The sequence below is a fragment of the Campylobacter sp. CCS1377 genome (assembly GCF_040008265.1).
Lineage (GTDB): Bacteria > Campylobacterota > Campylobacteria > Campylobacterales > Campylobacteraceae > Campylobacter_D.
This window is the reverse complement of the sequence record NZ_CP155620.1, coordinates 356,359-382,782: the sequence shown is the minus strand read 5'-3', so window position 1 is coordinate 382,782 and position 26,424 is coordinate 356,359. Positions and strand designations below refer to the sequence as shown.

At 30.4% G+C, this 26,424-nt stretch carries 19 protein-coding genes, 4 tRNA genes and 1 pseudogene; 11 read left to right on the top strand and 13 right to left on the bottom strand.

Translation table 11 applies throughout. From position 1 onward, the window contains the following. Positions 1-48 precede the first annotated feature (48 nt). The gene (gene sodB / locus AAH949_RS01950; protein WP_348518813.1) at positions 49-687 is read left to right on the top strand and encodes a superoxide dismutase [Fe]; all 639 of its coding nucleotides are present in this window, start codon (positions 49-51) and stop codon (positions 685-687) included. 29 nt (positions 688-716) lie between these two features. On the opposite strand, the gene AAH949_RS01945 is transcribed toward sodB, so the two are convergent. Both AAH949_RS01945 and AAH949_RS01940 read right to left on the bottom strand, forming a co-directional pair. Continuing rightward, positions 717-1,019 (bottom strand): hypothetical protein, encoded by a 303-nt coding sequence (locus AAH949_RS01945; protein WP_134237690.1) that lies wholly within the window; start codon positions 1,017-1,019, stop codon positions 717-719. A gap of 205 nt (positions 1,020-1,224) precedes the next feature. Next, entirely contained in the window at positions 1,225-2,430 is a 1,206-nt protein-coding gene (locus AAH949_RS01940) for a saccharopine dehydrogenase family protein (protein ID WP_134237689.1), read from the bottom strand. 239 nt (positions 2,431-2,669) lie between these two features. Here AAH949_RS01940 and AAH949_RS01935 point away from each other — a divergent pair, with 239 nt between their 5' ends. The 9 genes from AAH949_RS01935 (at position 2,670) to AAH949_RS01895 (ending at position 17,621) form a co-directional block, all read left to right on the top strand. Then, entirely contained in the window at positions 2,670-3,509 is an 840-nt protein-coding gene (locus tag AAH949_RS01935) for a ChaN family lipoprotein (RefSeq protein ID WP_134237688.1), read from the top strand. Next, positions 3,506-5,782, top strand: coding sequence for a TonB-dependent receptor (locus AAH949_RS01930; RefSeq protein WP_348518812.1), 2,277 nt, complete (start codon positions 3,506-3,508; stop codon positions 5,780-5,782). Before AAH949_RS01935 ends, AAH949_RS01930 begins: the two co-directional genes overlap by 4 nt. Positions 5,783-5,790: 8 nt before the next feature. Next, entirely contained in the window at positions 5,791-6,537 is a 747-nt protein-coding gene (locus AAH949_RS01925; RefSeq protein WP_348518811.1) for a MotA/TolQ/ExbB proton channel family protein, read from the top strand. Continuing rightward, positions 6,534-6,941 (top strand): biopolymer transporter ExbD, encoded by a 408-nt coding sequence (locus AAH949_RS01920; RefSeq protein WP_348518810.1) that lies wholly within the window; start codon positions 6,534-6,536, stop codon positions 6,939-6,941. The genes AAH949_RS01925 and AAH949_RS01920 overlap by 4 nt, the downstream gene beginning before the upstream one ends. Continuing rightward, positions 6,938-7,699: an energy transducer TonB gene (locus AAH949_RS01915; protein ID WP_134237685.1), complete on the top strand. Its 762-nt coding sequence runs from the start codon at positions 6,938-6,940 to the stop codon at positions 7,697-7,699. Before AAH949_RS01920 ends, AAH949_RS01915 begins: the two co-directional genes overlap by 4 nt. A 59-nt stretch (positions 7,700-7,758) precedes the next feature. Beyond that, on the top strand, positions 7,759-9,252 hold the full coding sequence (locus AAH949_RS01910; protein WP_348518809.1) for a putative transporter: 1,494 nt from the start codon (positions 7,759-7,761) through the stop codon (positions 9,250-9,252). A gap of 156 nt (positions 9,253-9,408) precedes the next feature. After that, positions 9,409-11,199 carry a hypothetical protein gene (locus AAH949_RS01905; protein ID WP_348518808.1) on the top strand — a complete coding sequence of 597 codons (1,791 nt, stop codon included), beginning with the start codon at positions 9,409-9,411 and terminating at the stop codon, positions 11,197-11,199. A gap of 16 nt (positions 11,200-11,215) precedes the next feature. After that, complete coding sequence (locus AAH949_RS01900; protein WP_348518807.1) at positions 11,216-14,947, top strand: hypothetical protein; 3,732 nt, start codon at positions 11,216-11,218, stop codon at positions 14,945-14,947. Positions 14,948-14,966: 19 nt separating this feature from the next. Continuing rightward, positions 14,967-17,621 carry a BspA family leucine-rich repeat surface protein gene (locus AAH949_RS01895; RefSeq protein WP_348518806.1) on the top strand — a complete coding sequence of 885 codons (2,655 nt, stop codon included), beginning with the start codon at positions 14,967-14,969 and terminating at the stop codon, positions 17,619-17,621. Between the two features lie 105 nt (positions 17,622-17,726). On the opposite strand, the gene AAH949_RS01890 is transcribed toward AAH949_RS01895, so the two are convergent. After that, the gene (locus AAH949_RS01890; RefSeq protein ID WP_348518805.1) at positions 17,727-18,854 is read right to left on the bottom strand and encodes an MFS transporter; all 1,128 of its coding nucleotides are present in this window, start codon (positions 18,852-18,854) and stop codon (positions 17,727-17,729) included. A gap of 158 nt (positions 18,855-19,012) precedes the next feature. Between AAH949_RS01890 and AAH949_RS01885 the strand changes: the two genes are divergently transcribed. Then, positions 19,013-20,305: a hemolysin family protein gene (locus AAH949_RS01885; RefSeq protein ID WP_134237746.1), complete on the top strand. Its 1,293-nt coding sequence runs from the start codon at positions 19,013-19,015 to the stop codon at positions 20,303-20,305. A gap of 23 nt (positions 20,306-20,328) precedes the next feature. Here AAH949_RS01885 and AAH949_RS01880 read toward each other — a convergent pair whose 3' ends face one another. From AAH949_RS01880 to AAH949_RS01835, 10 genes and pseudogenes are all read right to left on the bottom strand, one after another. Further along, on the bottom strand, positions 20,329-20,952 hold the full coding sequence (locus AAH949_RS01880; RefSeq protein ID WP_134237679.1) for a flavodoxin: 624 nt from the start codon (positions 20,950-20,952) through the stop codon (positions 20,329-20,331). A gap of 242 nt (positions 20,953-21,194) precedes the next feature. Beyond that, positions 21,195-21,282: transfer RNA gene (locus tag AAH949_RS01875), tRNA-Ser, on the bottom strand. 28 nt (positions 21,283-21,310) lie between these two features. Further along, positions 21,311-21,384, bottom strand: a tRNA-Cys gene (locus tag AAH949_RS01870). Between the two features lie 16 nt (positions 21,385-21,400). Continuing rightward, a tRNA-Leu gene (locus AAH949_RS01865) sits at positions 21,401-21,489 on the bottom strand. A gap of 6 nt (positions 21,490-21,495) precedes the next feature. Then, a tRNA-Gly gene (locus AAH949_RS01860) sits at positions 21,496-21,570 on the bottom strand. Between the two features lie 585 nt (positions 21,571-22,155). Further along, the gene (locus tag AAH949_RS01855) at positions 22,156-22,911 is read right to left on the bottom strand and encodes a hypothetical protein (protein ID WP_134237678.1); all 756 of its coding nucleotides are present in this window, start codon (positions 22,909-22,911) and stop codon (positions 22,156-22,158) included. A gap of 152 nt (positions 22,912-23,063) precedes the next feature. Further along, entirely contained in the window at positions 23,064-23,663 is a 600-nt protein-coding gene (gene bioD, locus AAH949_RS01850) for an ATP-dependent dethiobiotin synthetase BioD (RefSeq protein WP_348518804.1), read from the bottom strand. 11 nt (positions 23,664-23,674) lie between these two features. Further along, a complete protein-coding gene (locus AAH949_RS01845) occupies positions 23,675-23,989 on the bottom strand; it encodes a multidrug efflux SMR transporter (RefSeq protein ID WP_348518803.1) in 315 nt (104 codons plus the stop codon). An 89-nt stretch (positions 23,990-24,078) separates the two neighbouring features. Then, a pseudogene (locus AAH949_RS01840) lies at positions 24,079-24,414 on the bottom strand (SMR family transporter); the annotation flags it as partial. Positions 24,415-24,486: 72 nt separating this feature from the next. Further along, positions 24,487-26,340 (bottom strand): methyl-accepting chemotaxis protein, encoded by a 1,854-nt coding sequence (locus AAH949_RS01835; RefSeq protein WP_348518802.1) that lies wholly within the window; start codon positions 26,338-26,340, stop codon positions 24,487-24,489. Positions 26,341-26,424: the final 84 nt, after the last annotated feature.

Below are 26,424 nucleotides of genomic sequence, written 5' to 3'. Positions count from 1 at the left end.
TGATTTTATGCTACAATCTTTTACTCAATTTATTAAAAGGAGAAAATTATGTTTGAATTAAGACAATTACCTTATGACACCAATGCTTTTGGCGATTTTTTAAGTGCTGAAACCTTTAATTATCATCATGGAAAACACCATCAAACCTATGTGAATAATCTTAACAATCTCATCAAAGATACACAATTTGTCGGTAAAGAACTTGTTGATATTATCAAAACTTCAAATGGTGGAATTTTCAATAATGCAGCTCAAGTTTATAATCACGATTTTTATTTTGACTGCATTACTCCAAATGCCTGTGAAGTAAAAGGCGATTTAAAAGCGGCTTTAGAAAAAGAATTTGGCTCTTTGGATAATTTCAAAGCTGAGTTTATCAAAGGTGCGACAGGAGTTTTTGGTTCTGGCTGGTTCTGGCTGGTTTATAACACCAAAAATCAAAAATTAGAATTTGTAGGCACTTCAAATGCAGCTACACCTATCACTGAAGATAAAATTCCTTTACTCGTTGTAGATGTTTGGGAACACGCTTATTATGTAGATCATCGCAATGCTCGTCCTGCTTATTTAGAGAAATTTTACACTCATATTAACTGGGATTTTGTTGCAAAAGCTTATGAATGGGCTTTAAAAGAGGGTATGGGATCAGTTAGTTTTTACGCAAACGAGCTTCATCCTATAAAATAACTTATTCCGCTTTATGCGGAATAAGTTATTTAAAATTTAAAATCCCACTCTCCTTGATCTGTCTCAACCCTAACTTCCAACAACTTATCACAACCTCGTAGTGGAATATAATTCCATACTTCTCCGTATTTTAAAGTTTTATTAATTTTTATATCACGGTTATCTAGCACTCCGCCAATTTTACATTTTCCGCGATTTGGAATTATCTTAGTAATTGTAACAGAATCCACTAAAGAGGTAATTTTTAAAAATTTAGAATTCGAGTAAAGTAGCTGATTGTATTGTTCAAAAGTTTCAATTTCGACAGGCGGCTCTTTACTTCCACAGCCCACAATAAATAAAGCAAAAGTTACTACTAATAATAGTTTTTTTCATAATTTATCTCCTTATTAATTTAAAATATGGTCAAAATTATAAAAAAACTTAAACAATCATAAAAATTTATAAAAAATATGAAAAATTTGGAAAATATTAACTTTTATAGATAAAATAAAGAATGTAAAAATTTTAAGCCCCAAATTTAGGGCTTTTTTAAATTTATTCTCCCAAACTTGGAGTCATTTCGATGATTTTCCAAGGTAGCCCTTGAATATTTAACTCATCCATAAAAGGCTTAGCGTCAAATTCTTCCATATTAAACACACCTTTACCTTGCCAAATTCCTTTAGCGACTAATTTTGTGCCTATCATTGCAGGAACGCCTGTTGTATAGCTTACTGCTTGTGCGCCAGTTTCTTTATAGCATTCTTCGTGATTGCAAACATTATAAATATAAACTTGTTTATCTTTGCCATCTTTAATACCACGGATCACACAACCAATATTTGTAAAACCTTTTGTGCGAGGACCCAAACTTGCAGGATCAGGAAGTAAGGTTTTTAAAAATTCAATCGGCACAATTTCTTTTCCTTGATGCATTATAGGTTTAATACCTAGCATTCCAACATTTTCAAGACATTTCATGTGAGTAAGATAGCTTTGTCCAAAAGTCATAAAAAAGCGAATTCTTTTTAGGCCTTTGATATTTTTTACCAAGCTTTCAAGCTCTTCATGATAAAGCAAATAGCTATCTTTTACACCTACTTCAGGATAATCCCATTCCATTTTTATTTCCATAGGCTGTGTTTCTATCCATTCACCATTTTCCCAGTAACGCCCCTTAGCAGAAACTTCTCTTAAATTAATTTCAGGATTAAAATTAGTCGCAAAAGCATAACCATGATCACCTGCATTGCAATCTAATATATCTATGTAAGAAATCTCATCAAATAAATTTTGCTGTGCATAAGCACAAAAAACATTTGTAACACCAGGATCAAAACCGCTTCCTAAAAGCCCTAAAATTCCTGCTTGCTTAAACTTATCATTTCTTGCCCATTGTTCTTTATATTCGAATTTTGCTAAATCAGGATGTTCGTAATTTGCAGTATCTACATAGTGGATATTAGTTTGAATACACGCATCCATTAAAGTAAGATCCTGATAAGGCAAAGCCACATTGAGTAAAATTTCAGCTCCTGTTTTTTTGATAAGTTCTACAACAGCAGTGGTGTCATCTGCATCTATTTGCTCAGTTTGAATTTCTATACCCAAACGCTCTTTTATAAAAGCTGCTATTTCATCACATTTGCTTTTAGTTCTACTAGCTAAGGTAATTTTGCTAAAAGTATTAGAATTCATTGCACATTTTACGGTGGCTACACGGCTTACTCCGCCTGCGCCTATGATTAAAAGATTTTTCATTTTTATCCTTAGATTAAATTTTTCACGCATTCTAACAAATTTAAACTAATTTACCATCAGGAATTTTACTCATTTATTTTGTTTTTAAATTATATAAATGATACTTAAAATCAAAAAAAATTAAAAATTATAAACAAATATTTTGATTATATAAATTTAAATTCATTATTTTAAGTATATTTTTAAATTTATAATATTAATATTTGATATCAATTTTATATCAAAAAAAGGAAAAACAAATGGCAAAATTTTTACTTGCTTTTAGCGTATTATTATTTTATGCTTGCACAGGACTTAACACACAAAAACCATTGAAGGAAAATGAGAATTTCTACATTCTCTCAAGTGCAAATAAAACTCAAATTTCATTTGATGATTTTTTCAATGAGCTCTTGAAAAACGATATCATCTTACTAGGAGAAAGACACGATGAACCCAAACACAAAGCAAGTGAAATAATGATTATACAAGCTTTAAATGAGTATTGCTCCAAGCACAAAATTTCTCTTGATATAGCATTTGAAATGTTTGCAAGCGCCAACCAAACAAAGCTTAACAAGGCTAAGCAAAACAAAAATACTATCACACCTTCAGAACTTCAAACGGAGTTAAATTGGGATAAAGCTTGGGATTATAAAGCATATCAAGAGCTTATTAATCTAACATTTTATTCTGATATGAATTTACTTGGTGCAAATTTATCTAAAGAAGAAATCAAACAAATTTATAATGGCGTAGTGCCTTTAAATGGCAATTTATCGACACAAATTGCCGTAAAAGAGCAAATTAAAAATTTAATTTCACTTACTCATGAGTTAAAAGATGAAAATATGCTCACAAAACTCGTAGAAATTCAGCAATTTAAAGACAGAAGAATGGCAGATATCTTAGTGCATAACCCAAACAAAATCGTGTTGATTGCAGGAAAATTTCATGTGAGCAAAAAAATAGGCATCCCCTTGCATATAAAAGATTTTAAAAGCGATAAAAAAGTCGCTGTGGTGATATTTAATTTTGATAAAAATGATTTAGAATATCAAGATGCTGATTATATATTCGTCTATGGGGAAAGAAAATGAAAAAATTAAGTTTAATTTGCTTTATTAGTATATCTTTTGCCAACTTGGCCTTTAGCGAAGAAATAGAATTTGATACCCTAGATATTTCTGGCTCAAAATTAAAAAATGAAGAAAAACCTTTCATAAGCCCAGAAGCAATAAGCACAAGGGAAGGATTAAGTGGCGGCACTCAAAGCATAGATTCTATCATCAGAAGCATACCAGGAGCCTATACACAAGTTGATCAAGCTCAAGGTGGAGTTTCTGTAAATATTCGTGGTATGACAGGCTTGGGTAGAGTAAATACGCAAATTGATGGGGTAACTCAAACTTTTTTTGGCTCTGCCAGTGATGATAGTTTTCATGGACAAATTGGAACTTCAAGTTTTAGCGCTCCTATTGATAAAAATTTCTTAATTGGCGTTGATATTACTAGGGGAACTTTTAAAGGAGCAAGCGGAGCAAATGCCCTAATGGGCTCGGCTAATTTTAGAACCATAGGTGTAGATGATGTGGTGCGCGATGGAAATACCTTTGGCTTTTTAGGAAAATATTCTTATGGAAGCAATGCTATAGGACCAAATTTCATGGGAACTGTGGCAGCTAAAACCTTACTTGAAAATGGTGCAAGTGTGGGATTTTTGTTTGGTTATAGTGGACAAAATCTTTCTCAAAACTACAAAGTCGGAGGTGGAGGTTATATAGGCGATCAGCAACCTCCATTTGATAGTGATGATGATGGAATTCCTGACACAAATTTACCTGCACCCATCAATCCAAAAAATCTCTACAATCAGCCAAGAAGTCAGCTCATTAAAGCAGAATACCAATCAGAGCTAATAAAAGCAATACTAAGTTATCGTGGTTATCATAATAATCTAGCAGGAAGAAAAATCACAAATGACACTTATCAGCTTGATTATCGTTTTACACCAAATTCAAATCTTTTGGATTTAAAATTTTTAATGGCTTATAATGATGGGAAACAAAAATATAATCAAGGTTCAACTTGGGGCTATCATGATATGAGTGGAGTAAAAACCAAAAATAGAGCCTTAACTCTTGATTTAAGCAATACAATGAGTAAAGAAATTAGCCTAGAGTCTAATTTTTATCTCACTTATGGACTTAATTTATTAAACAATCATTATAGTAATGATTTTCCGCGAGATAGAGTTTTACTTCCTTATATACTCACAGCCTTTTATCCAAAAGGCGAACAAGATATCAAAACTTTTTATATTGATACAAGCTATACCTATGGAATTTTTACCTTAAATTCAAATATAAATTGGCTTGATGCAGATTTGAGTGGCTATAAGGGAGTATGCAGCATATATAATTCTTATTGCCAACCTAAAACTGCTGGAAATATTGAAAAAAATTACAAAAATTTCAATTATTCTTTTGTATTTTCAGCTAATATGCACCCATTGTTTAATCCCTTCATCTCGTATTCAAAAAGCCATAGAATTCCAAATGTTCAAGAATACTTCTTCACTCACGATGCAGGATTTGAGCACAATATGAACACTTTTTTAAAACAAGAAAGTGCCAATACCTACCAAATAGGCTTTAACTCTTTTACACATGGGCTTTTAAAAGATGATGATACTTTTGGCTTAAAAGTACTTTATTATGATACTTCGGTAAAAAATTATATTTACAATAGAAGATATTGGCAAAAGGCTGACGATGCCATTTTTGTAATGCAGCTTAATGATGATGAAAAGGCAAAATTTAACGGCGTTGAGCTTGAATTTAGATATGATATGGGAGTTTTTTACTCCACGCTATCTTATACCTATCAAAAATCCAAACACAAATTCTCAGACACAGAGTCTTTAGAAACCGGAGGCGCACAATCGGGTCAAAGCCAGTTTGCTCAACTTCCAGAGCATTATGCAAATCTTGATATAGGGGTAAGACTGCTAGAAGAAAAGCTTAATATAGGAGCAATAGCCAAATACACAGGAAAAGCAAAAAGAATAGCCCCTATTGGAAGTTTAGAAGATGATCCAAGTAATCCAGATGCTATGGCGCCACTTAAAACCACAGATGATTTGCCTAAAATACCTACCATAATCGATCTTTATGCAAGTTATGAGCTTTTTAAAAATTTTAATATCAAAGCAGAAGTGCAAAATTTATTCGATGAAAATTATATGGACGCACTTTATGCTTACAATACAGGCGATAGTCAAAATGCAGGTGGACTTTTTGATCCTATATTTATTTACAACAACTCCGCTCGCGGTCGCACTTTTATAGTAAGTTTTGAATACAAATATTAAGGAAAACAATGAAAAAAATATCACAAATGATTATCTTGCTTTTTTTACTGGCAAATGTTTTATTGGCAAATGATGCCAATCTAACCCAAGTAAGTGCTGAACAAACAATAAATTTAAGTTTTAAAGACTTGTATTTTCACGCACATATTATCGTTAAAATAGTTATATGGATACTCGTTTTATTTTCTGTGCTCACTTGGGCGATTTTTATTTATAAATTCATCACTTATGCTAAATATTTTAAAATTTTAAAGCAAGATAGGCAATTTTTTAAAGACGCTAAATTTCATAATTTATGTCTTAATGATAAAAGTCTTGCTTTGCAATTTTACAAAGAAATTCAAGATGAGTTAGAAAAATCATCCATTTATGATAAAAATTTAAAAAACCGTATAGAACAAAGACTAAAACTTAAATCACTAAACATCATCACACAAGTCAAAAAAAGTGTGTCTTTTTTAGCTTCAGTTGGCTCAAGTGCTCCATTTATAGGACTATTTGGAACAGTCTGGGGTATAATGCATAGTTTTATCAATATCGCCAAAGCACAAAATGCGAGCTTAAACATAGTTGCACCTGGAATTGCTGAAGCTTTATTTGCTACAGCTTTAGGATTAGTCGTTGCAATACCTGCTGTTTTATTTTACAATTATCTATTAAAACTCAATACCCATTTTTCACATTTATTAAACGAAAACATCATTACACTTTACCTACTATTTGATAGAGAAAATACTTCAAAGGAGCAACAATGATTTACATTCAAGAAGAGGAAGAATTAAGCGAAATTAATGTAACGCCTTTTATAGATATCATGCTTGTTTTGCTTATCATTTTCATGGCAGTTACACCAATTATAACAAATTCAATTAAAGTCGAACTTCCAAAAAGCTCCAAGCAAAACGAAGAAAAACCCAAAAACCCCATCGTTGTCTATCTTAATGAAAAAGATGAAATTGCCATTAATGAAACCATAATTAACGCAGACAACCTAGCTTTAATTATCAACGAAAAAAGCAAAAACAATAAAGAGCAAATCATATATTTTCACATCGACAAATCAGTTCAATACGATAAAATCATACGCTTGATGGATAAAATCAAAGAACAAGGATACACCAAAATAGCCCTAGTTTCCCAAAAGGAAAATGCAAAATGATTTTCAAAATAAGCTTAAGTGTATCTTTATTTTTGCATATTTTGGTTTTTTCTTTGTTATTTTTTACGCCCTCTTTTAACAAAAATTTAAACAGTGGGCTCAATCTCAAACAGGGTGAAAAATTCGAATCCATAATGATAATTTCAGAACTTCCTATAGGAGAAGTCAAAGAGGTTTCAATCAATCAAAAACAAAGCATACAAAGTCAAAATACAAAGATAAATCATAAGCCAAGCTCTATTAGCAATGATTTTTTAAAAGAAAAAACAAAACTACAAGCCAGTGCTGAATTTTCACACAAAATCACAGAAAAAAACAAAAAAGAAAATTCCATCACAAACAACACCAATTCGCCTAATTCTAAAGCAAAGGATCAAAGCCTAAGTGCACCCATAAAAAGCGAGGAAAAAATAACACAAACCCTAGTAAGCGGAAATGCTAAAAAGCAAATTCAAAACTATCAAGCTGTGCTTATGGCACATTTGCTAAAATTTCAAAGGTATCCCAAGGAAGCACTCATCAACAAACAAGAAGGAAAGGTTAATATCAAAGTGAGTATCGATGAGTTGGGCAATGTAACGAGTAAAAACATAAAAAAATTATGCCCACATTCTATTTTAAACAACGAAGCTATAAATCTCATAACAAGAGCATCACCTTTGCCAAAACCACCTCAAGAAATGCTTAAAAATTCAAACCAAATCACCTTTATTTTGCCGATTAATTACAATATCAAGGATTTTTTAAATAAAAAATAAAACTTTGGTTAGAAAAATTTTGTAAAATTACTTTTTTAAAATTTAAATCAAGGATAAATGTGTTTAAATCTTTTTTTCTATCTAAAAAATGGATCCTATGGGCTTATTTGGGACTTTTTTTACTTTTGTTTTTCTTATATATACAAACAAGTTTAAATGTTGCTATCAATGCTTGGTATAATGATTTTTATAATGCTTTACAAAAACCAAAAATTACGGCCATAAAACTAGAATTTAATGAAGAAAATTTCAAAGATGAGTTTAAAATCACCCCTGCTTTACTTAGGGAATTAAATTTAAATGAAGATGCCAATGAAAGCGTGGTTTATGAAAAAGCCAAAGCTAAAAAAATGCAAGATTTAGAACAAGAAAACACATCAAGACTTAATACTCAAAATGAGCAAAATAAAATCAACAATGATGATGAAATGAGCGAAAAAATCCTTTTGATTTTAAAAGATAATAATTTTTTAGAAGAACAAAATTTAAGCAAACTTAGCCAAATGGTAAAAAATGCCTTAAATAAAGATGAACGCCTAAGCGATGATAAACTAAAAAGCATTTTACAAAACGCACAAAAAGCCAGCGCAAAAGCTAAGGCAAATTTAGAAAATGCAAATTTTATCAATAAATTTGCGATTTTTTATTATCAAAAATTATTAGAGTATTTTTTTCATACTCCTGCTATGATAGAAAAGCCTTATTATGATTTGAGTGATTTTTACGCACTCATTTTTGTATTTTTAGCTATCGCTTTTCCTTATGTTTTAATCGCTACGATTAATATTTATTTTGCAAGTGTTTATGCTTTTAAATGGCGTGAAGCAATGACCTTTTCTTATCTTAAATTTTGGAAAAATAAAAATGATAATATAGAAGGAAGTTCGCAAAGAATTCAAGAAGATACTTATCGTTTTTCTAAGCTTGTTGAAAGTTTGGGGCTATCTTTTATAAGGGCTTTGATGACTTTGGTTGCTTTTGTACCTATCTTATGGGGTTTAAGCGATATGGTAAGTGCAGGATTGTTTGCAAATTTAGACAAAAATTCGCCTTTTTATTTTTTAAAAGATACAAATGGCTTGCTTGTTTATGTCGCACTTTTAATTTCTTTGGGCGGACTTGTTATCTCTTGGTTTGTAGGTATTAAACTGCCGGGACTTGAATACAACAATCAAAAAGCCGAAGCAGCTTTTAGAAAAGAATTAGTCTATGCAGAAGATGATCGTTTAAATTATGCTAAAAAAGAAACCATGATAGAGCTTTTTACAGGGCTTAAATTTAATTATAAAAGGCTTTTTTTACATTATGGTTATTTTAATATTTGGCTTTATTTATTTGAGCAAGCCATTGTTATCGTTCCTTTTATCATTATGGCACCTAGTCTTTTTGGCGGACTTATCATGCTTGGAGTTGTGATACAAATCAACAATGCCTTTGATCAAGTTAGAAGTTCTTTTAGTGTTTTTATCACAAATTGGACTAGTATCACCGAGCTTAGAAGCATTTATAAGCGTTTGAATGAATTTGAAAAAAATATTGAGTATAAAAAATAAAAACCTCAGCCTTTTAAGGCTGAAACTATACGATTGTAAAGATGTATCATTCTGAAAATATTCTCTTTTAGAAATTAGCAAAAGCAAAAAATTCAAAAAAACAAATTTTTGTTAAAATAATCTAAATTTTAATAATAAATTAAAAGGATTATTAAAATGGCAAAAGCAATCAAGAAAAAAGCACTCAAAGCTGCGATAGAAGAAGCAAATTTAGAAGAAGTGCAAAATTTACTCTCTGGTGGCGGAGCAGTGGATTTTGAATTCATTCAACAAGCCCAAAATATGGTAAGCGATTTAGAGCAAGAGTATTGGGACGATAAAGCTTTTTATAAAGGTATGCAAGTAGAAAATAGCGATATTTATAAAATTTTAAAACTTCTAGAAAAAGCTCCAAAACCTGTGCATAAAATCAAAGCAAAATTTTATACAACACAAGAATATAAACAAAATCCTTCACTTCTTAATATAGCGCATGATGAAATTGACAAAGCCCTATCGCGCGGTGAAGTGGAGCAAACAAAGGCGTATTTAGCACATTTTGATAAAAGTTTTTTTGACGGATATAAATTAGCTCATCCTAGTTTTTATTTTGCCACAGCTTGCGAATATCCCACAACAGAAATGATTGATGTTTTGCTTGAACTAGGCTTTGATCCAAACACGATAGATAAAGGTTATAACAACTATAACGCCTTACACCGCATCATTTCAAGTGCTGGGGTAAAAAATATCATTTATCTTGTGCAAAAAGGTTGCGATTGCTTACATTATGATCGTTTTGGTAGAACTGCATTGCATTATTGTAAAATTCCTATGATAAAAGCGGCAAAATCTCTTGGCTTAGATCTTAATGTCTTAACAAAAAAAGGCACTTGGATAAAAGAAATTGATTATGACAAAGAAGAAAGAATAAAAGAAGAAGTCCAAGAAAGCAATTTTTACTATAAATACGAAGCCGGTAGAACACCGCTTATATGTGCTGCTTTTGACGATAAACAACACGCTATTAATCTTTTAATCAAATTTGGTGTAAAAATGAGTATAAAAGATGCAAATGACTCTACTGCCTTAGATTATGCTCTCTCTTATCCAAAAACTGGTGCTTTTGTAAAAGGTGGAATTAATAAAGCTTTAGCAAAGGAGCAAATCAAAGGTTTTAAAACCCTAAGCTTTGCCACAATGAAAAGCAGTTATAAAAAATTGCAAGATATACTCGATGAAGGCGATCCAGAAAAACTTAAAAAATTCCTTAATAAATACGACTATGAAAGTGCATTTTGTAAATTTTTAGAACCTTTAAATGATAGCGCTTGGAATTTTGCTTACCTTCTTTATCATGCTTGTGAAGGAGCAAATTCTGAACAAATGCTAGAAACGATAAAAGAAACCACAAAAATTAACTTTAATTATCAAGATTTTGATGATAAAGATAATGTCTTGCATTATTTTGCTAAGTATAGTGATGAAGAATATTTTTATAGAAATTATTGCAAATTTAGAGCTAGAGATTTAAAGCAAGATAAAAAATCGCTGACTTATTTAGTGCAAAATGGTGCTTCGTTTAGTGCGATTAATGAATGTGGCTATACTCCATTTTTATCCGTGATTTTTCCCCCAATAAGCCCTATACGCCTTGCTCATATACAATTTTTTTTAGAACTAGGAGCTAATGCTAATGATGTAATCGTCTGCGATGAAAATGTTGTAAATGGTTATAATGCCTTAATGTTTATTGCTGGAAATTTACGATATGACAGAAAAGAATTAAAGGATAATAAAGAAAAACTTGCATTGTATGAAACTTTAATTTTAGATCTTAAAAAATACGGCATTGATGTAAATTATACAAATAATGGCAAAAATGCGATAGATATTCTTTGCGAAAATTTCAAAGAAGAAGAGATAAAAGACTTAAAATCTTGGTTTGAAAATTTACTCAAAGCTTAAATACGAAAGGTTTTTTATGCGCTACACAAACTATGAAAAAGATAAAATTTGTTATTTTGAGATACAAGATACTGATGAGAATTTTTTTGATACTTTTGCAATGATTATGCAAAAAAGTACTTTTAGTGTAGAGATAGAAGAAAGAGAAAAGTATCAAAGCATTCCCTCAAGATTAGAAGAAAATGCACAAGCTATGCAGATCATACAAAATAGCGATATGATGCTATTTATCCGCTTACAAGGAGAGCTCTGCATTTGGTGCTATAAAGAAGGTGTAACTACGATTGTTTTTGATTATATTAATGCACTGAGTGAATTTATTTTAAAAGATTTTTTTAATCTCTATGAAAAATTTCAAAATGGTGAGCTAAATTTAGAGGAAGATGAAGATGATGATTACGATGATGAAGAATATGATGATAGCGATGAAGAAGACGAAGAAAATAGCGACGCAAATAAACTTGAAGCATTTCGTGGAATAAATCATTTTCAAGGAATTGATGAAAAACTTATGCTTGAATTTGCAAGGCAAATGGACGCAATGCAAAATTACTACAAAGACGAATTTGAGCAAAGTGGCGCAATGAAACCAAAAGATAAGGTACTTAAAATATTTAAAGAAAGAGCAAGACAAAATGCTTTGATGAGAGTTTTAAATTTAAGCCTTGAAGAATTTAACGCCCTTTCGCCAAGTGATTTAGAAAAATGCCAAGAAATAATCGATAAAAAAATGAAAGATTTCATAGCCTATGTAAAAAGTCGCCTTTATTATAAAGATGTTGATCTTATTTTATTTATGCCTTTGCAAAGTACAGAAACCAAACAAAGCGTGGGTTTTATCAAAAATGAAGAAAAAATCAACAACAATCATGAGTATTTTTATAATCTCTTAATAGCAGGTGCAAAAGTAGAGCATAAATATATAGAAACGATCAGGGAAATGAAAAATTTTTATTATTTTTTATTGCACAGCCTTTGCGAATCTTATGAAAAATTACATAATATAAAAATTGATCATCAAGCACTTATAGTTTCTTTTCCTAGATATAAAATCTTAACAAAAATCGGCTTAGCTTTATATACTTGCTTGGTGACTAATGGGTTAGATCGCTTAAACGCACTTGAAAATATGGAAGATTTGGACTTAAATGAAAAATGGCAAGATGATGAAATGGTGGATTTTTTTCAAATAAGCTCAGATAGCAAGCCAAAACTTTTAAACTATCAAAGAGTAAATTACACACAAAATGGCAGGATAGAAACTCCTTTAATGGGCGATGAAGTTAGCGGTAAGATTGAGTGTTTTGACTATAAACTTTTAGAGAAATTATTAAAAAACAATCATTTAAATAACAAAAATAAGCCAGAACAAATCAAAACACCAAGCAGTTTTGAAAACGATGATGAAGAATTTATTTCAGATACAGCTAAAGAAAATTTAAATGAATTTTTGAATGAAAAATTAAATGAAAAACTTAGCATTAATGCTTTAAACATACTTTTTGAAGAAATTTTAGAGCAAGTAAGTGGCGAAAATTCGAGCCTTTATGATATTTTAGATGAATATCAAAGTTATGATTTGATTTATAGTGAAGAATTTGCAAATTTACTTCAAAAAAGCGTAAGTAAAAAAAGCTTAGAAAAAATAAATATTTTCGCAATTTATCCTGTTTTTGGTACAAATGTTCATTATGCGCTTAATTTAAAAAACAAAAGAATTCTTTTTGAGCTTAACCAACAAAGCTTTTTATGCTTACTAAAAAGTGGAGTAAAAATCACTGAAGAACAAATTGTACGACTTGAAAAAAGCAAAGAGCTTTATGAAAAAATGCAAATTTTAAATTTAGAACATTTTAATGAAAATTTAGAATTTTATAAAAACAATATTTTAGGACTTTTTGAAAGTGAAAAAGAAGCTTTACAAAAATTAGAAAAAATTGTTCCAAAAGAATTTTTAGTCAAAAACAAAACTTTTACAATGCTAGAGCAAATTTTAGAGCTTTTAAAATCTTGTATCAATTTAGATAAAGAAAAAAGAGTCAATTTCATACAAGAATTTGAGCTTAAAGATTGGCAAGTAACAAAGGGGGAAGTATTTGTTTATGATGAATTTAGCATACAAAATCGCTTTATGGGATTTTTAGGCAAAGAAAGTAAAGATATTAGCAAAACAAGACTTCTTTCTTGCTTAGAAACTGATGAATTTACAGAAATCCATAAATTTGGAAAAACCATTTATGAAAACTTTATAAAAGGCGAAAAAATCTTTTGCGTAGAGCTTATTTTAAACATTTTAGGCATCATAAAAGAAAGTGAAGAAAAAACGCAAAATTTTGTTTCAAAGGAAAAAATGAGTTTCAAAGAAAAGATTTTAAGCTTTTTACCTTTTTACAAAAAAAATCAAACAGATGAAAAAAACGATTTAACTTTTAATACTCCTGAATTTGGCTTGATAGATAAGCTTAGTTTAACCGAAGAAGATAATTATCATTTAGTATATTTTTTAGATTCTCACAGGGTAAATAACATCATTTTTGCACAAAATGGTGGTGATGTTTTTAACATAATAGAACAAGCTTTAGAGCTTATAGATTGCAATTTTTCTATCAATAATATTGACAAAAATGCAAGCGTGCAATGCTTTATTTTTAGGGATAAAAACATTAAAGATTATACTTTAGCTTTCATTATCTTAGAAGATGCTCGAATTTGTAATGATTTTTTAGATGAAGATTATTTTGATAGAGCATTTTTTGATGGACGCCGTAAAGAAAATTTAGCTTTTTTAAAAAATCTCGCCCCAAAAGAAGGCTATATGATGTTGCATTCTTGTTTTTATCGAGGTCTTATGGAATTAGAAAATCTTAATATCCATCATTTTATTGGGCATTCTCAAGGTTTTTATCAAATTCATTTCAAAAAACTTTTAAAACAAAAAAATTATATAAAGATTTTTATCACTTGTATTGATAGAAGTAAAAAAGTAGAATGCGAAAATCTCAAAACTACCTTTGATGAAGAATTTATAGACTATATTTGTGAATGCTATGAAGATAAGGAAGATGATTCTATTTTTCTTTACGAAAAGGATGAAAAGCTTTATATTTTGCTTTGTGAGGATACTTACTACACAAAAGAAGATCAAGACTTGCTTGTAAATTGCATAAGAAATGATTATGAATGTGGTGTTACGCAGCATGTAAGTGATAATTTTTACGAACTACTTTTTGGTAAAAAACTAGAAACTAAAACAGCTAATGATTTGCTTTTTAAAGCGATTACAACTTCAGATTTTGAACTTTTTAAGAAAGCTTTAAATCAAGGGGCAAATATAAACGGCAGAGTAAGTGATCAACAAGAAGTTAGCAAATATACTGATATAGATTGCACGGAAGGAACAAGTTATTATGTTGTGGCAATTTATAAAATACTTGAAAATATAGATCTTGAAGATTTTAGAGAAGAAGCTTTAAAAGAAGAGTGCAAAGAAGCTTTTAAAATTCTTTATTTTATGAGAGATTCTGTAAAAATAGATGAAGAAATGCTTGAAGAAGCTAAAGAAATGCTTGAAGATACGCATGGTGATTGGTGGTATGATACTTATAAAGAAGCAGATTTATGCGGATATGAAGGCAATTTAGATGATGAAGAAGCACTGATAGCTTGGCTTAGCCAAAATAAAGGCTTAAGATATTTTGAGACTTTAGGCAAAGATTTAGGGCTTGATTTAAAATTAAGCTGGAGATGATTATAAACAAGGAAAAATTATGGATTTTAATACCGATATTTTAGAAAGCTTAGATAATTTCAAAGCATTTTTAGATACAAAACCTAGCAAAGAGCTTTTACAAACAATAAAAGATTATTTAGATGATTTTATAAATTCTAATGAGTTATGGGATGCTGATCCTAGAGAGTATGCAGAGGACTTTGAAAACGATACGGGTATTGCTTATTATGAAGCAACTAGCAATGAATTTGATGAGTGGTTTCTTGAAAATTTTATTTTAGGAGATGATTTGGGTGAAATTTATAAAATGCTTGAATCACTTTTAAAAAATAAAGATTTAAGTAAAGCGCTTGAAAAAAGTGATGATGAGCTTTTAGAAGCGATAAAAAATGCGAAAATACTTGAAGCAGTGCGTTTAATCCACACAAAAAAAGATATAAAAATTTCACAAAATGCTATCGATACTTGTCAAAATCTCATAAAAAATATGGCCAAAGAAATCAATGAAGAGAGAAAATCATTTGCCCTAAAGATAGCAAATTCAAGCAGCATAGGAGAATTAAAAAATCTATTGGAAGATATACTTGGTGGGAAAAGCACAGAAAAAGCTCTTGAAAAATCCATTTTTTCTAAAGTGCTTAATGAAAATTTAATCAAAGAAAATTTAAGTTATTGCCCTACAAATAGCGATGAGTTAGTATTTTTAATAGAACAAGCGCAAGAAGAAAGAAATACACTTATTGATAAAGTAGCATTAAATTCAATTAGCCTTATATATCTTAATTCTTTACATAAAGTCTTTAGTTATGAGATAGCACAAGATTATAGTGGGATAGAAACTTGGGATGTTTCACATATCAAAGATTTTAGTCAGTGTTTTTATGAGTGCAGTAATTTTAATCACGATATTAGCACTTGGGATGTAGGCAATGGCACAAATTTTGAGTGTATGTTTTTTCGTTGCTTAAATTTCAATCAAGATATAAGTAAATGGAATATGAAAAAAGCGAAAAAAATCAACGAAATGTTTGCATATAGCAATTTTAATCAAAATATTGATTCTTGGCAAATTTCAAGCGAAACTATACTAAAAAATAAAGATATTTTTAAAAAATGTCCTTTGGAAAAAAATCCTCCGCGTTGGATAAAAGAAATTGATAAAAAAGCTAATGCCAACATAGGAATACTAGCAGTTCTTAAGCTTTTAGAGGATAATAGCGATGAATACAATAATAGGTATAATCATCGCCCCGAAAAAACTCTTAGAACCTTTAACACGCTAAAAGAAAGACTAAATAAAACATTAGAGGTTTTTCAAAACACAAACACACAAAAAAAGTTTAGCGACGCAGAACTTAGCAAAATTTATAAAAAAGCAATGCTTAATAAATACTACCGCACTGCCGATGATTATTATGGTGGGGTATTTGGTAGTATTTGTATTATACCTTTTGAGCTTATAGAAGCCATTGCTAAACTTGCTAAAAATCCACAAAAAGTGCTTATCGAATCAAAAAATACAAATTATCTTAAACTAGCATTGGAAAATGGTCGTGCAGATCTTGCTAAGCTTTTGATAAATTATGGAGCAAATTTTAAAGAACTTGTTAAAGATGATAAAATTTTGCATAATTTTTGGCGTAAAAGTATGGAATATGATTTTTATTTTATAGGTGAAAAATTAGATCTTAAGATATTAGCAAAACGCGAAGAAGAAAGGTGTGAAATATTAGAATTATATATGCAAAATGGTGCGGATTTTGAGCTTTTATTTTTCATGGATATAAATATTGCAAAACTTATTTTGATAAAAAATTATTTTAAATTTGAAGAAAGTTTTTTAAGTGTAGAAAATTCTATATACAAAAGTCCTATACCTTTAATATTTGCATTGGTTGAATTGATAAGATTAGATAATTACTATATGAGCAATCGTCATTTTAATAAAGCTTTGCTAGAATATATGATATTTTTAGATAGGCACAAAAGCATAAAAAGCCCGGATAATGATTATGATAAACGCCTTGAGAATTTGGATTTTATCCAGTATTTAGCTCAATACATAGAATTTATAGAAATAGATAATGAGATAAAAGATTATTTTACCTTGCTTTTAAAATTCATTGATGCGGTAGAAAAACTTAAAAATAATCAAAAAATTAAAATAGAGGATAAAAATTTACTCATTATGCTTGTAAAGATTGATGAGATTAATTTGGGGCTTTTAGATGTAAGCGAATTAGAAGACTTATCTGGAGTTTTTGGGTCTTCTTATCGTAAAGATTACAGCGGGATAGAAACTTGGGATGTGAGCAAAGTTACAAATTTTAATAATTGTTTTAGCAACGCACATTATTTTAACCAAGATATAAATACTTGGAATGTAAGCAATGGCAAAACTTTTAGATCTATGTTTTACCAAACAAGATATTTTAATCAAAATTTAGATAAATGGGATATGAGTAAAGCACAAAATCTCGACACAATGTTTCGATCTGCTGTTGCGTTTAATGGCAAGTTAGATACTTGGGATGTAAGCGAAGTAACTTCCATGGTAAGAACTTTTCAAGATGCTATTTGTTTTAATCAAAACTTAGACAATTGGAAAGCTATAAATCTAAAAGAATGTGGATCCACATTTGAAGGTATTCCTTTAGAATATAATCCACCAAAGTGGTATAAGTCAAAATAAAAACGATTTATAAAAATCGCGATTTTCAAACATAACGATGATTTATAAATTTTTATAAATCATTCATTTGAAAATTTATGATTTCACTACAAAAAAACAATAAAATTATTTATAATAATATCTAAACCTAATAAAAACAAATAAAATAATTAAAAGCAAAAAGGCAATCACAAAACACAACATCTGCCAGCCAAAAGTTTGGTAAAAAAAGCTTGGTAAAACAGATCCAAAAGCCCCACCACTATAATAAAAACTTAGATACAAACCATTTGCGATGCCTTTTTTGTTTGAATTTAAATTCAAAAGTGCTGATAAAACGCAGTGGCAAATAAACATTCCACCACAAAAAACAAACATAGCTCCAAAAACCAAAATAAAACTTGGCAAAGCCATCATTAAAGTCCCTAAAATATAAAGCATAAGCCCTAAAATCACAACCCTAGCCTTTGAACCCAAAATTTTCGTAATTTGCGAAATAAAAGCAGAAACTACAATCCCCATAATAAATCCCATATACAAAAATCCAATTTGGGCTTGACTGATGTTTTCAAAATGGGTTTTAGCGTAAAAAGGCAAAAAAGACATAATGGCTTGGAAAGAAAAAAATACAACAAAAATACTACAAAAAATCAACAAAATTTTAAAATCTTTCACAAAAGGGATAAAATCAAAAAAGTTAGGTTTTTGAAGTTTTACTGTATTATTATCCTTTAAACGCACAAATAATAAAGCACAAAAAATCATACACACAGCAAAAAAATTAAGACTCATCTGCCAAGAAAATAAATCCGCTAAAAAACTACTCATTACCCGACCAAATAACCCGCCAAATGTTGTAGCACCCACATATAAAGCAACATTTTTTTGAACATTCTCACTCTGGGTTCTAGTCAACACAGTTAAAAGAGTCGTTAAAATCGCAGGAAAACACAAGGCTTGTAAAATTCTCAAAAACAAAAAAAGCTCAAAATCTTTCGCAAAAGTGCAAAAAATTTGCAAAATCCCACAAGCAAAAAGCGAAGTGATTAAAATATATTTTGATGAAAATTTTTCCAATAAATATCCATAAATTAAAGGAGCAAATGCCAAAGGAATTAAAGCAAAAGATATGATAAGTGAAACCTTATTTAAGCTGATGTTAAAATACTGAGCAAATAAAGGCAGTAAGGGTTGTGGAGCATAAAGCATTGCCAAAGTCAAAGCCGCCGAAAAAATTGTTAGAATTTTAAGCATTCTCATCACCATTTTAAATCTATATAATTTCTTAAGATTATAAATTTTAAGCTAAAATTATGCTTTAAATTGGATATAATTTTAAAATTTTATTCTAAGGAGTTTCATTGGACCCCAGTCAAACTGTTGCTACCATTGATGTTGGCTATTCTACTTTCATGATTCTTGTTGCACTGCTTTTAGTGCTTTTAAATGGCTTTTTCGTTTTATCTGAATTTAGCATTGTCAAAGTGCGTCGTTCTAAACTTGAAGAACTTGTAAAGGAAAAAAAACGCAACGCCAAAAAAGCTTTAGAGGTTTCTTCAAAACTTGATACTTATCTTAGCGCTTGTCAATTAGGCATTACTTTAAGCTCTCTAGCACTTGGCTGGATAGGCGAACCCGCTATTGCTAAAGTATTGGAACATTTATTTTCTGGTATGAATTTACCTAACACACTCATTCATACTGTAGCTTTTGTGATTGCTTTTACTATCATCACACTCTTGCATGTTGTTTTAGGCGAGCTTGTCCCAAAAAGCATTGCCATAGCCATTGCAGATAAGGCTGTGCTTTGGATAGCAAGACCACTTCATTGGTTTTGGCTTCTTTTCTTGCCTTTCATTAAAACCTTTGATTTTTTAGCCGCCATCTCATTAAAAATCATAGGCATAAAACCTGCTAAAGAAAGCGAATTAACTCACTCAGAAGAAGAGATTAAAATCATCGCAAGCGAAAGTCAAAAAGGTGGAGTTTTAGACGAGTTTGAAACTGAAATCATACGCAACGCTGTTGATTTTTCCGATACAGTCGCAAAAGAAGTGATGACACCACGCAAAGATATGATATGTCTTAATAAACAAAAAAGTTATGAAGAAAATATGAAAATCGTTTGCGAGTATAAACACACAAGATTTCCTTATATCGATGCTTCAAAAGATAATATTTTGGGGATGATTCACATTAGAGATTTGATACAAAATGAATTAAGCGAACACAAGAAAAATTTGGATGATTTTGTAAGAAATATGATATTAGTGCCTGAAAATATCAGCATTTCAAAAGTTTTAGTAAGGATGAATAAAGAACGCATTCACACCGCTTTAGTGATCGATGAGTATGGTGGAACAGCTGGAATTCTAACCATGGAAGATATTATGGAAGAAATTGTCGGTGATATCAAGGATGAACACGATGATGCTATGGATAATTATAAAAAATTAGCCGACAATATCTACGAATTTCAAGGAAGATGTACCATAGAAAGCGTGGAAGAATTATTACTTATTAGCTACGATGAAAATCTTGAACAAGTTACCATTGGTGGCTATGTGTTTAATCTTTTGGGTCGCTTACCTATTGTGGGCGATCGCATCGAAGATGATCTTTGTTATTACGAAGTTAAAAAAATGAATGGAAATTCTATAGAACGCGTTAAAGTTGTTAAAAAAACCTCCCAAAATCAAGAATAACTCTGCAATTAGCAGAGTTATTCTTACATTTTCTTAAGCCACAAGTTGATTTCTTGCTTATCTGCAAAAGTAAGATAGCTTGCTTCACTGGCTAGATAAATTCTGTTTTTATCTTTCAAATACCCGTCATCTTTTTCAAAAGCTGCATGTATATCAATTCCTTTTAAAATTTGTGCATTAGGAGCAATTTTTCTTATATCATCAATACAACCCTCGATACTATCTTTTACTTGAGTGCAAAATGGAGCAATAATCTTAGAGCTAAAATCATACTGACTTAAAAAAGTTCGTACAGGAGAAGCAATTCCGCCTGACCAAATAGGTGTTCCTAAAAATATCATATCATAATCATCAAAATTAAGTTCCGCATTTAGGAGTTCTGGTTTGAAATTTTCCTCTCTTTCTTGTTTAGCAATTTCAAGCATTGCTTCAAAATTACTAGGATAATGATAAGTAGTTTGCAAACGCATCATATCTGATTTAGTAATACTTTGTAAATATTTAGCCAAAATATGAGTGTTTAAAGTTCTACTATAATACACAATCAAACTCTTTTTAGCTTCTACTTCCGCCATACTTAATTGCGGATAATACGCCAAAGCACCTAACAAAAATGCTTGTTTTAAAAACTGTCTTCGTGAATTCATATTTTCCCCCTATCAAATTGAAATTCAAAAAAATTATATAACTTATAAATTAATTATAAATAAATTCATTAAAAATATTTATATTATATAATGCTTTTATATTTTTTTAATTTTAAAGATAAAAATTATCTCAATATTTACAGAATTTTAATTCAAATAAGAATTTACCATATTAAAAAAATAATTTAAAAATGTAAAAACTTGATATTTTTAAGATAAGATATTAAATCGATTAAAAGAAGTGGCCGGGAGAAAGGGATTCGAACCCCTGGAGGTGTGACCCTCAACGGTTTTCAAGACCGCCGCTTTCGACCACTCAGCCATCTCCCGAAAAGTAAGATTTGAAATTTTATCGCATTGGAGGCGACATCCGGATTCGAACCGGAGATCAAGGCTTTGCAGGCCCATGCCTTACCGCTTGGCTATGTCGCCTTGAGTTTCACCAATATGGTGCCCGAGGCCGGACTTGAACCGGCACGGAAGAAAAATTCCGAGGGATTTTAAGTCCCTTGTGTCTACCAATTCCACCACCCGGGCAGGTGTTGGAGCGGGAAACGAGATTCGAACTCGCGACCCCAACCTTGGCAAGGTTGTGCTCTACCCCTGAGCTATTCCCGCGTTTAAAAATCATAATTTTATCAAACTAAACTTAAAAACATTTGAAGTTTTTAAGTTTAATGAAGAAATCTCATAAGATAAATTTTACTCTAAACAAATCAACTAATTATTAAAGCTTGGAAATTTTTTGTAAAAAATTTTAATTTAACGCTTTAAATAATATATTTTTATATGCTTTCATCAAGCAAAATATTAATTTTGCAAATTTGTACTTCCATTTATTAGCAAGATAAATTTACAAAAGCCACTCGCTATCAAATTCGCAAAATTCCATTACATACTATTATCATTAAAATAAATCTAAAAGCCTACAAATCTTCTATAATCTCACTCGATCAAAGTTTTATCGCATAAGGCTTATTGATTTTTATGTAATTTTTCATTGCAAAATAACATTCAAAAACAAAACATTTAATTTTTTAGCAAAATAAATTTATTTTAAATGATTGCATTTATGATGATTTTAGTTAGAATTTTCATAATTAAACATTTTTAATTATTATAAGTATTTTATTAATAAAAATTTATTTTTAAATAGCAAAAAGCCTTTGTCTAAATCATTTCAAAGACAAAAGCTATTAAAAACTATTCACAAACAAAAGTTAAATTCACTCTTAGACTTTGTTCCTCTTCTTTTACAAGTGGTAAACTCGCCCCAAAGTTATCATTGCCTACTTCTGCACTTTTTATCGCATAAGGCCTCAAACCTGTGTTTGCATTAAGATTTAAAGCCTGCAAAGCACATCTTTTTTGCAAATTAGTTGAATAATATTTTTCATAAGTTAAAGCCTTTTTTAAAGCTTCATTATATAATACTTCTTGATTTTTATCCAATTCTTCCTTAGCAAAACTTGCTTGCAAAGCTGGTATAGACATTCTTATTAAAGTATTATTTTGTAAAATTTTATCTACATCATTAATGAAAGCATTGTAAATTTCAAGTTTATCCTTACTAAATTCACATTCAAAACTCGCATTAAGTCTTTGCCCTTTAGGAATTTGCAAACCCTCTTTATACAAAAAAGTTGGCTCTATGCTGTAAGCCCCACCTACGCAAATTTTATCTTTTTGTGCTCTTTCTAAAAGTTCTTTGAAAGTTTGAGAAATACTTGCTTTATCTTCATTTTCAAGTACACTTTTTTGACTTAAAATTTCACTCGCATTTAAATTTAAAATAGCTTTGAAAGTACTAGGACTTAATTTATTTGAAACTTCAATCTGTCTTTGAAGTATAAGTTTATCATCTTTTGTTTTTAAAAACTGCACATTAAAAATCACGCCCGCAACAAAAAACAACAAACACAAAAGCCCTATCCCTAATCCTTTAAAAAAATTTTGCATTTTAACTCCTTGAAAATATTTTTGATATGAATATAGCAATGAAATTGTATTCTAGCAAAAATTTACATAAAGTATTAAGTGTATTAAAAATAAAAACCATGAAATATTAACTTAAATTGCCAAATAAGAATATTTTAAATATAAAGCTTAAATTAAGTCAGTATCTTTTCCACTTCCTCTTTAAAAATTTTGCTTTGAGCAAATAAATTTTGAGCAGTAAAAAAGGGTAAATTTACTATCTTAACTTTGGTGTAATTTTGTATGAATTCATCTTGCAAAAGATCTTTTTCGCCCATCATTACAAGGGCTAGAATTTCAATATTTCTTTGTTTTAAAGCTTCGATGCTAAGTAAAATATGATTGATACTTCCAAGATAGTATTTTGCTACCAAAAAAGTAGGATGCTTAAAGCGCGCCATATAATCAATCACTGTTTTTTCATCATCTAAAGGAGTAAAAAGTCCACCTGCACTTTCTATAAGCAAATGTTCACTCTTTGGCAATGCTATATCAAAGGCTTTATAGTTTAAATTTTCTTTTTTTCTACCAAGATGAGGAGAGGCGGGAGTTTTTAAAAGCATTCCTTCTTTAAAAATACGCGTTTTAGGACAAAGTTTGCGTATAAAATCACTGTCCGTTGGCTCGCCTGCTTGTATCAGTTTAAAATAATCAAAACCAAAATTCGCACAAAGTGCCGCACTACAATGTGTTTTGCCTGCATCTGTATGTATACCACTTATATAAATTTTCATAGCTTTAACTTTCAAGAAACAAGTTTTAAACCTACACTGCACAATAAAATCAGCGCAATAAAAAAGAGTTTAAGAAAATTCTTATTTTCCTTAAAAAACACCACTCCAACAATAACTCCACCTCCAGCGCCAATACCCGTCCAAATCGCATAAGCAACACCCATAGAAATACCTTGCATTGCTAAAGACAAAAAACCAAAACTACACATAAACAGTATGATAATGGCAAGTAAAAAAATCTTTCTATTTGTACTTACAAATTTTTTCATCGCAATAACGCCAAAAATTTCCATACAACCTGCCAAAAGCAAAAATATCCAACTCATCTAATGCCTTAGTTTAATTTTTGCAAACCCTCATCAAGCTCATCAAGCCCTAAATTTTGCGCGAGTTCATTAACGGTATTTTCATCATTTTCCTTACTGACGAATTTTAAGCCAATGACACTTAAAAGCAAAAGGGCGATTAAGGAGATTTTTAGCAAAGAAAAATTTTCATTGAAAATAAGCATTTCAGATAACACAACGCCACTCGTACCAATGCCCACAAAAACAGCATAAGCTACGCTAACTTCAATGTGTTTCATCGCAATAATGGCACAGCAAAAAGAAATTAAAATTCCAATACCTGTAAATATATAAAGCGTGAAGTTGTCAGCGTATTTCAAACCACTTACCCAAAAGCACTCCACAATGCCACCAATGATAACTAAAATCCAAGCGATTTTTGAATTCAATTTAACTTGTGCCATAAAGCTCCTTTAAAATAGGCGATTATAGCACTTAGAAGATGAAAAATCAAGGCAAAAAACTAGCCTTGATTTTTAGAATTTTTTGCGTTTAACATCACTGACTATGGTATTTGCCATAATATCGATTTCATTAGCAACCAAATGAGTGGTTTTTACAAAATCTGTATTTTGCTGCATAATATGATCAATTTCTGTGATAGAGTTATTAATCTGATCAATACCTTGTGCTTGCTCTTTTATACTTTCATTCATTTCGTTGATAGACTGAAGTAAAACATTTACATTAGCTTCAATTTCTTCAAGTGATTTTTGCGTTCTTTCAGCCAAATTTCTAACCTCATCTGCTACAACAGCAAAACCTCTTCCATGCTCACCAGCCCTTGCAGCTTCTATAGCAGCATTTAATGCCAAAAGATTGATTTGATCAGCTATATCCCTAATGACATTAGTTACTTCTCTAATATCATCGCTTTGTTTAACAACTTCTTCAGTGCGTCCTGCAACTGAATTCATTGATGCATTCATTTGATTAACTGCTGCGACACTTTCTTGGATGGAGCTGACTTGATTATCTGTTCTTTGCGATACTTGCTCCATGTTTTCTTTTAAAATACCAGCTTTATTTTTAAGATCTTCTCCACGACTTAAAGACGCATGAAGCATTTTTCGAATTTCCTCACCTAAGATATTGGATACTTTTTCTACTTCGCCCTTAGCTTGTGCAATGTTTGTCGTAAAATCAAGCTCTTTATAGCTATCAAAAACTCTTTGAATTTCATTGATATTTGTTCCTATGCGAGTTTCTAAAATTTCAAACATAGAGTTTAAAACTTCTTTTAATTCTTGTAATTGTGGGTTAATAGGATTTTCATTAATTCTTAAATTTAAATTTCCTGATTCTATATTTCTGCCTATGCTAGAAATTTGACGCACGGTGCTAATATCTTTTGCAAGCGATTTTTGGATAGAATGAATATTTTCATTAATTTCTAGTGCCATATGACCAAATTCATTTTTACTTTGACAATCAATAAGCACAGGCTTTTCGATCTTATGATTAAGATAATCAAAAAAAGAATCAAGACCTTTAGAAATCGCCTTAATTGGTTTTAAATTCGCAATAATAACAAAACGCATTAAAATAAATGCCACGATAATTGCCACTATACCTATTAAAATTTGTTTTACTAAAATAGCATTAATCGCATCAGTATAAACAGCCTCCTCGGCAATATTACAAATGCTATATTTTGCATTTGAAGATCTATCACAAACCACAGCCTTAGGAGCACCAACATTAACAAGTAAAGGCGTGTGAGCCGGTCTTGCTTTCATTTGATTATTTTGTAAATATTGTTTTGCTATTGCTTTGCTAAGCTCTGTTGAACCTAAAAGTTTTGCAGGATCTTCGCTGAAAATAATTACACCTTCATCTGTTAAAACCTGAGTGTAGCTTTGTGGAGTTTTACCATAGGCCAAAACATCATTAGAAAATTGTTGCATATCATAATCTGAAGCCACAACACCGATAAATCGTCCATTTTCATAAAGTGGCAAAGCATAAGTAACGGTGATTTTACCACTAGAAACTGATTTATAAGGCTCTGTAACTATTAAAACTCCAGCATTTTTTGCTTCTATATACCAAGATCTTTTTCTTGGATCATAATCACTAGTTTGTGGACTTTGATGGTTTTTATTTGATCTTAGCATCAAACCACTATCTTCAAAACCCACATAAGTAAGCTCAAATTTAAAACTTTCTTGAGTATTTTTAAGTAATCCGTAAACTTTATCTATATTTTCTTGAGTATAATGAAAATCCTTTAAACCTTTAGCAAGAACATTTAAAGCATTTTTTCTTTCCAAAGTGTAACGATTAAATGAATTTGAAACACTGTTGACCGAACGCTCTTGATTTGCCACCAAAAGTTTGTAAACATTTTCTTTTGACTCAAAATAACTAAATGCAATAGTTATCAACAAAATTAAGGTAATTAGTAAACTAAT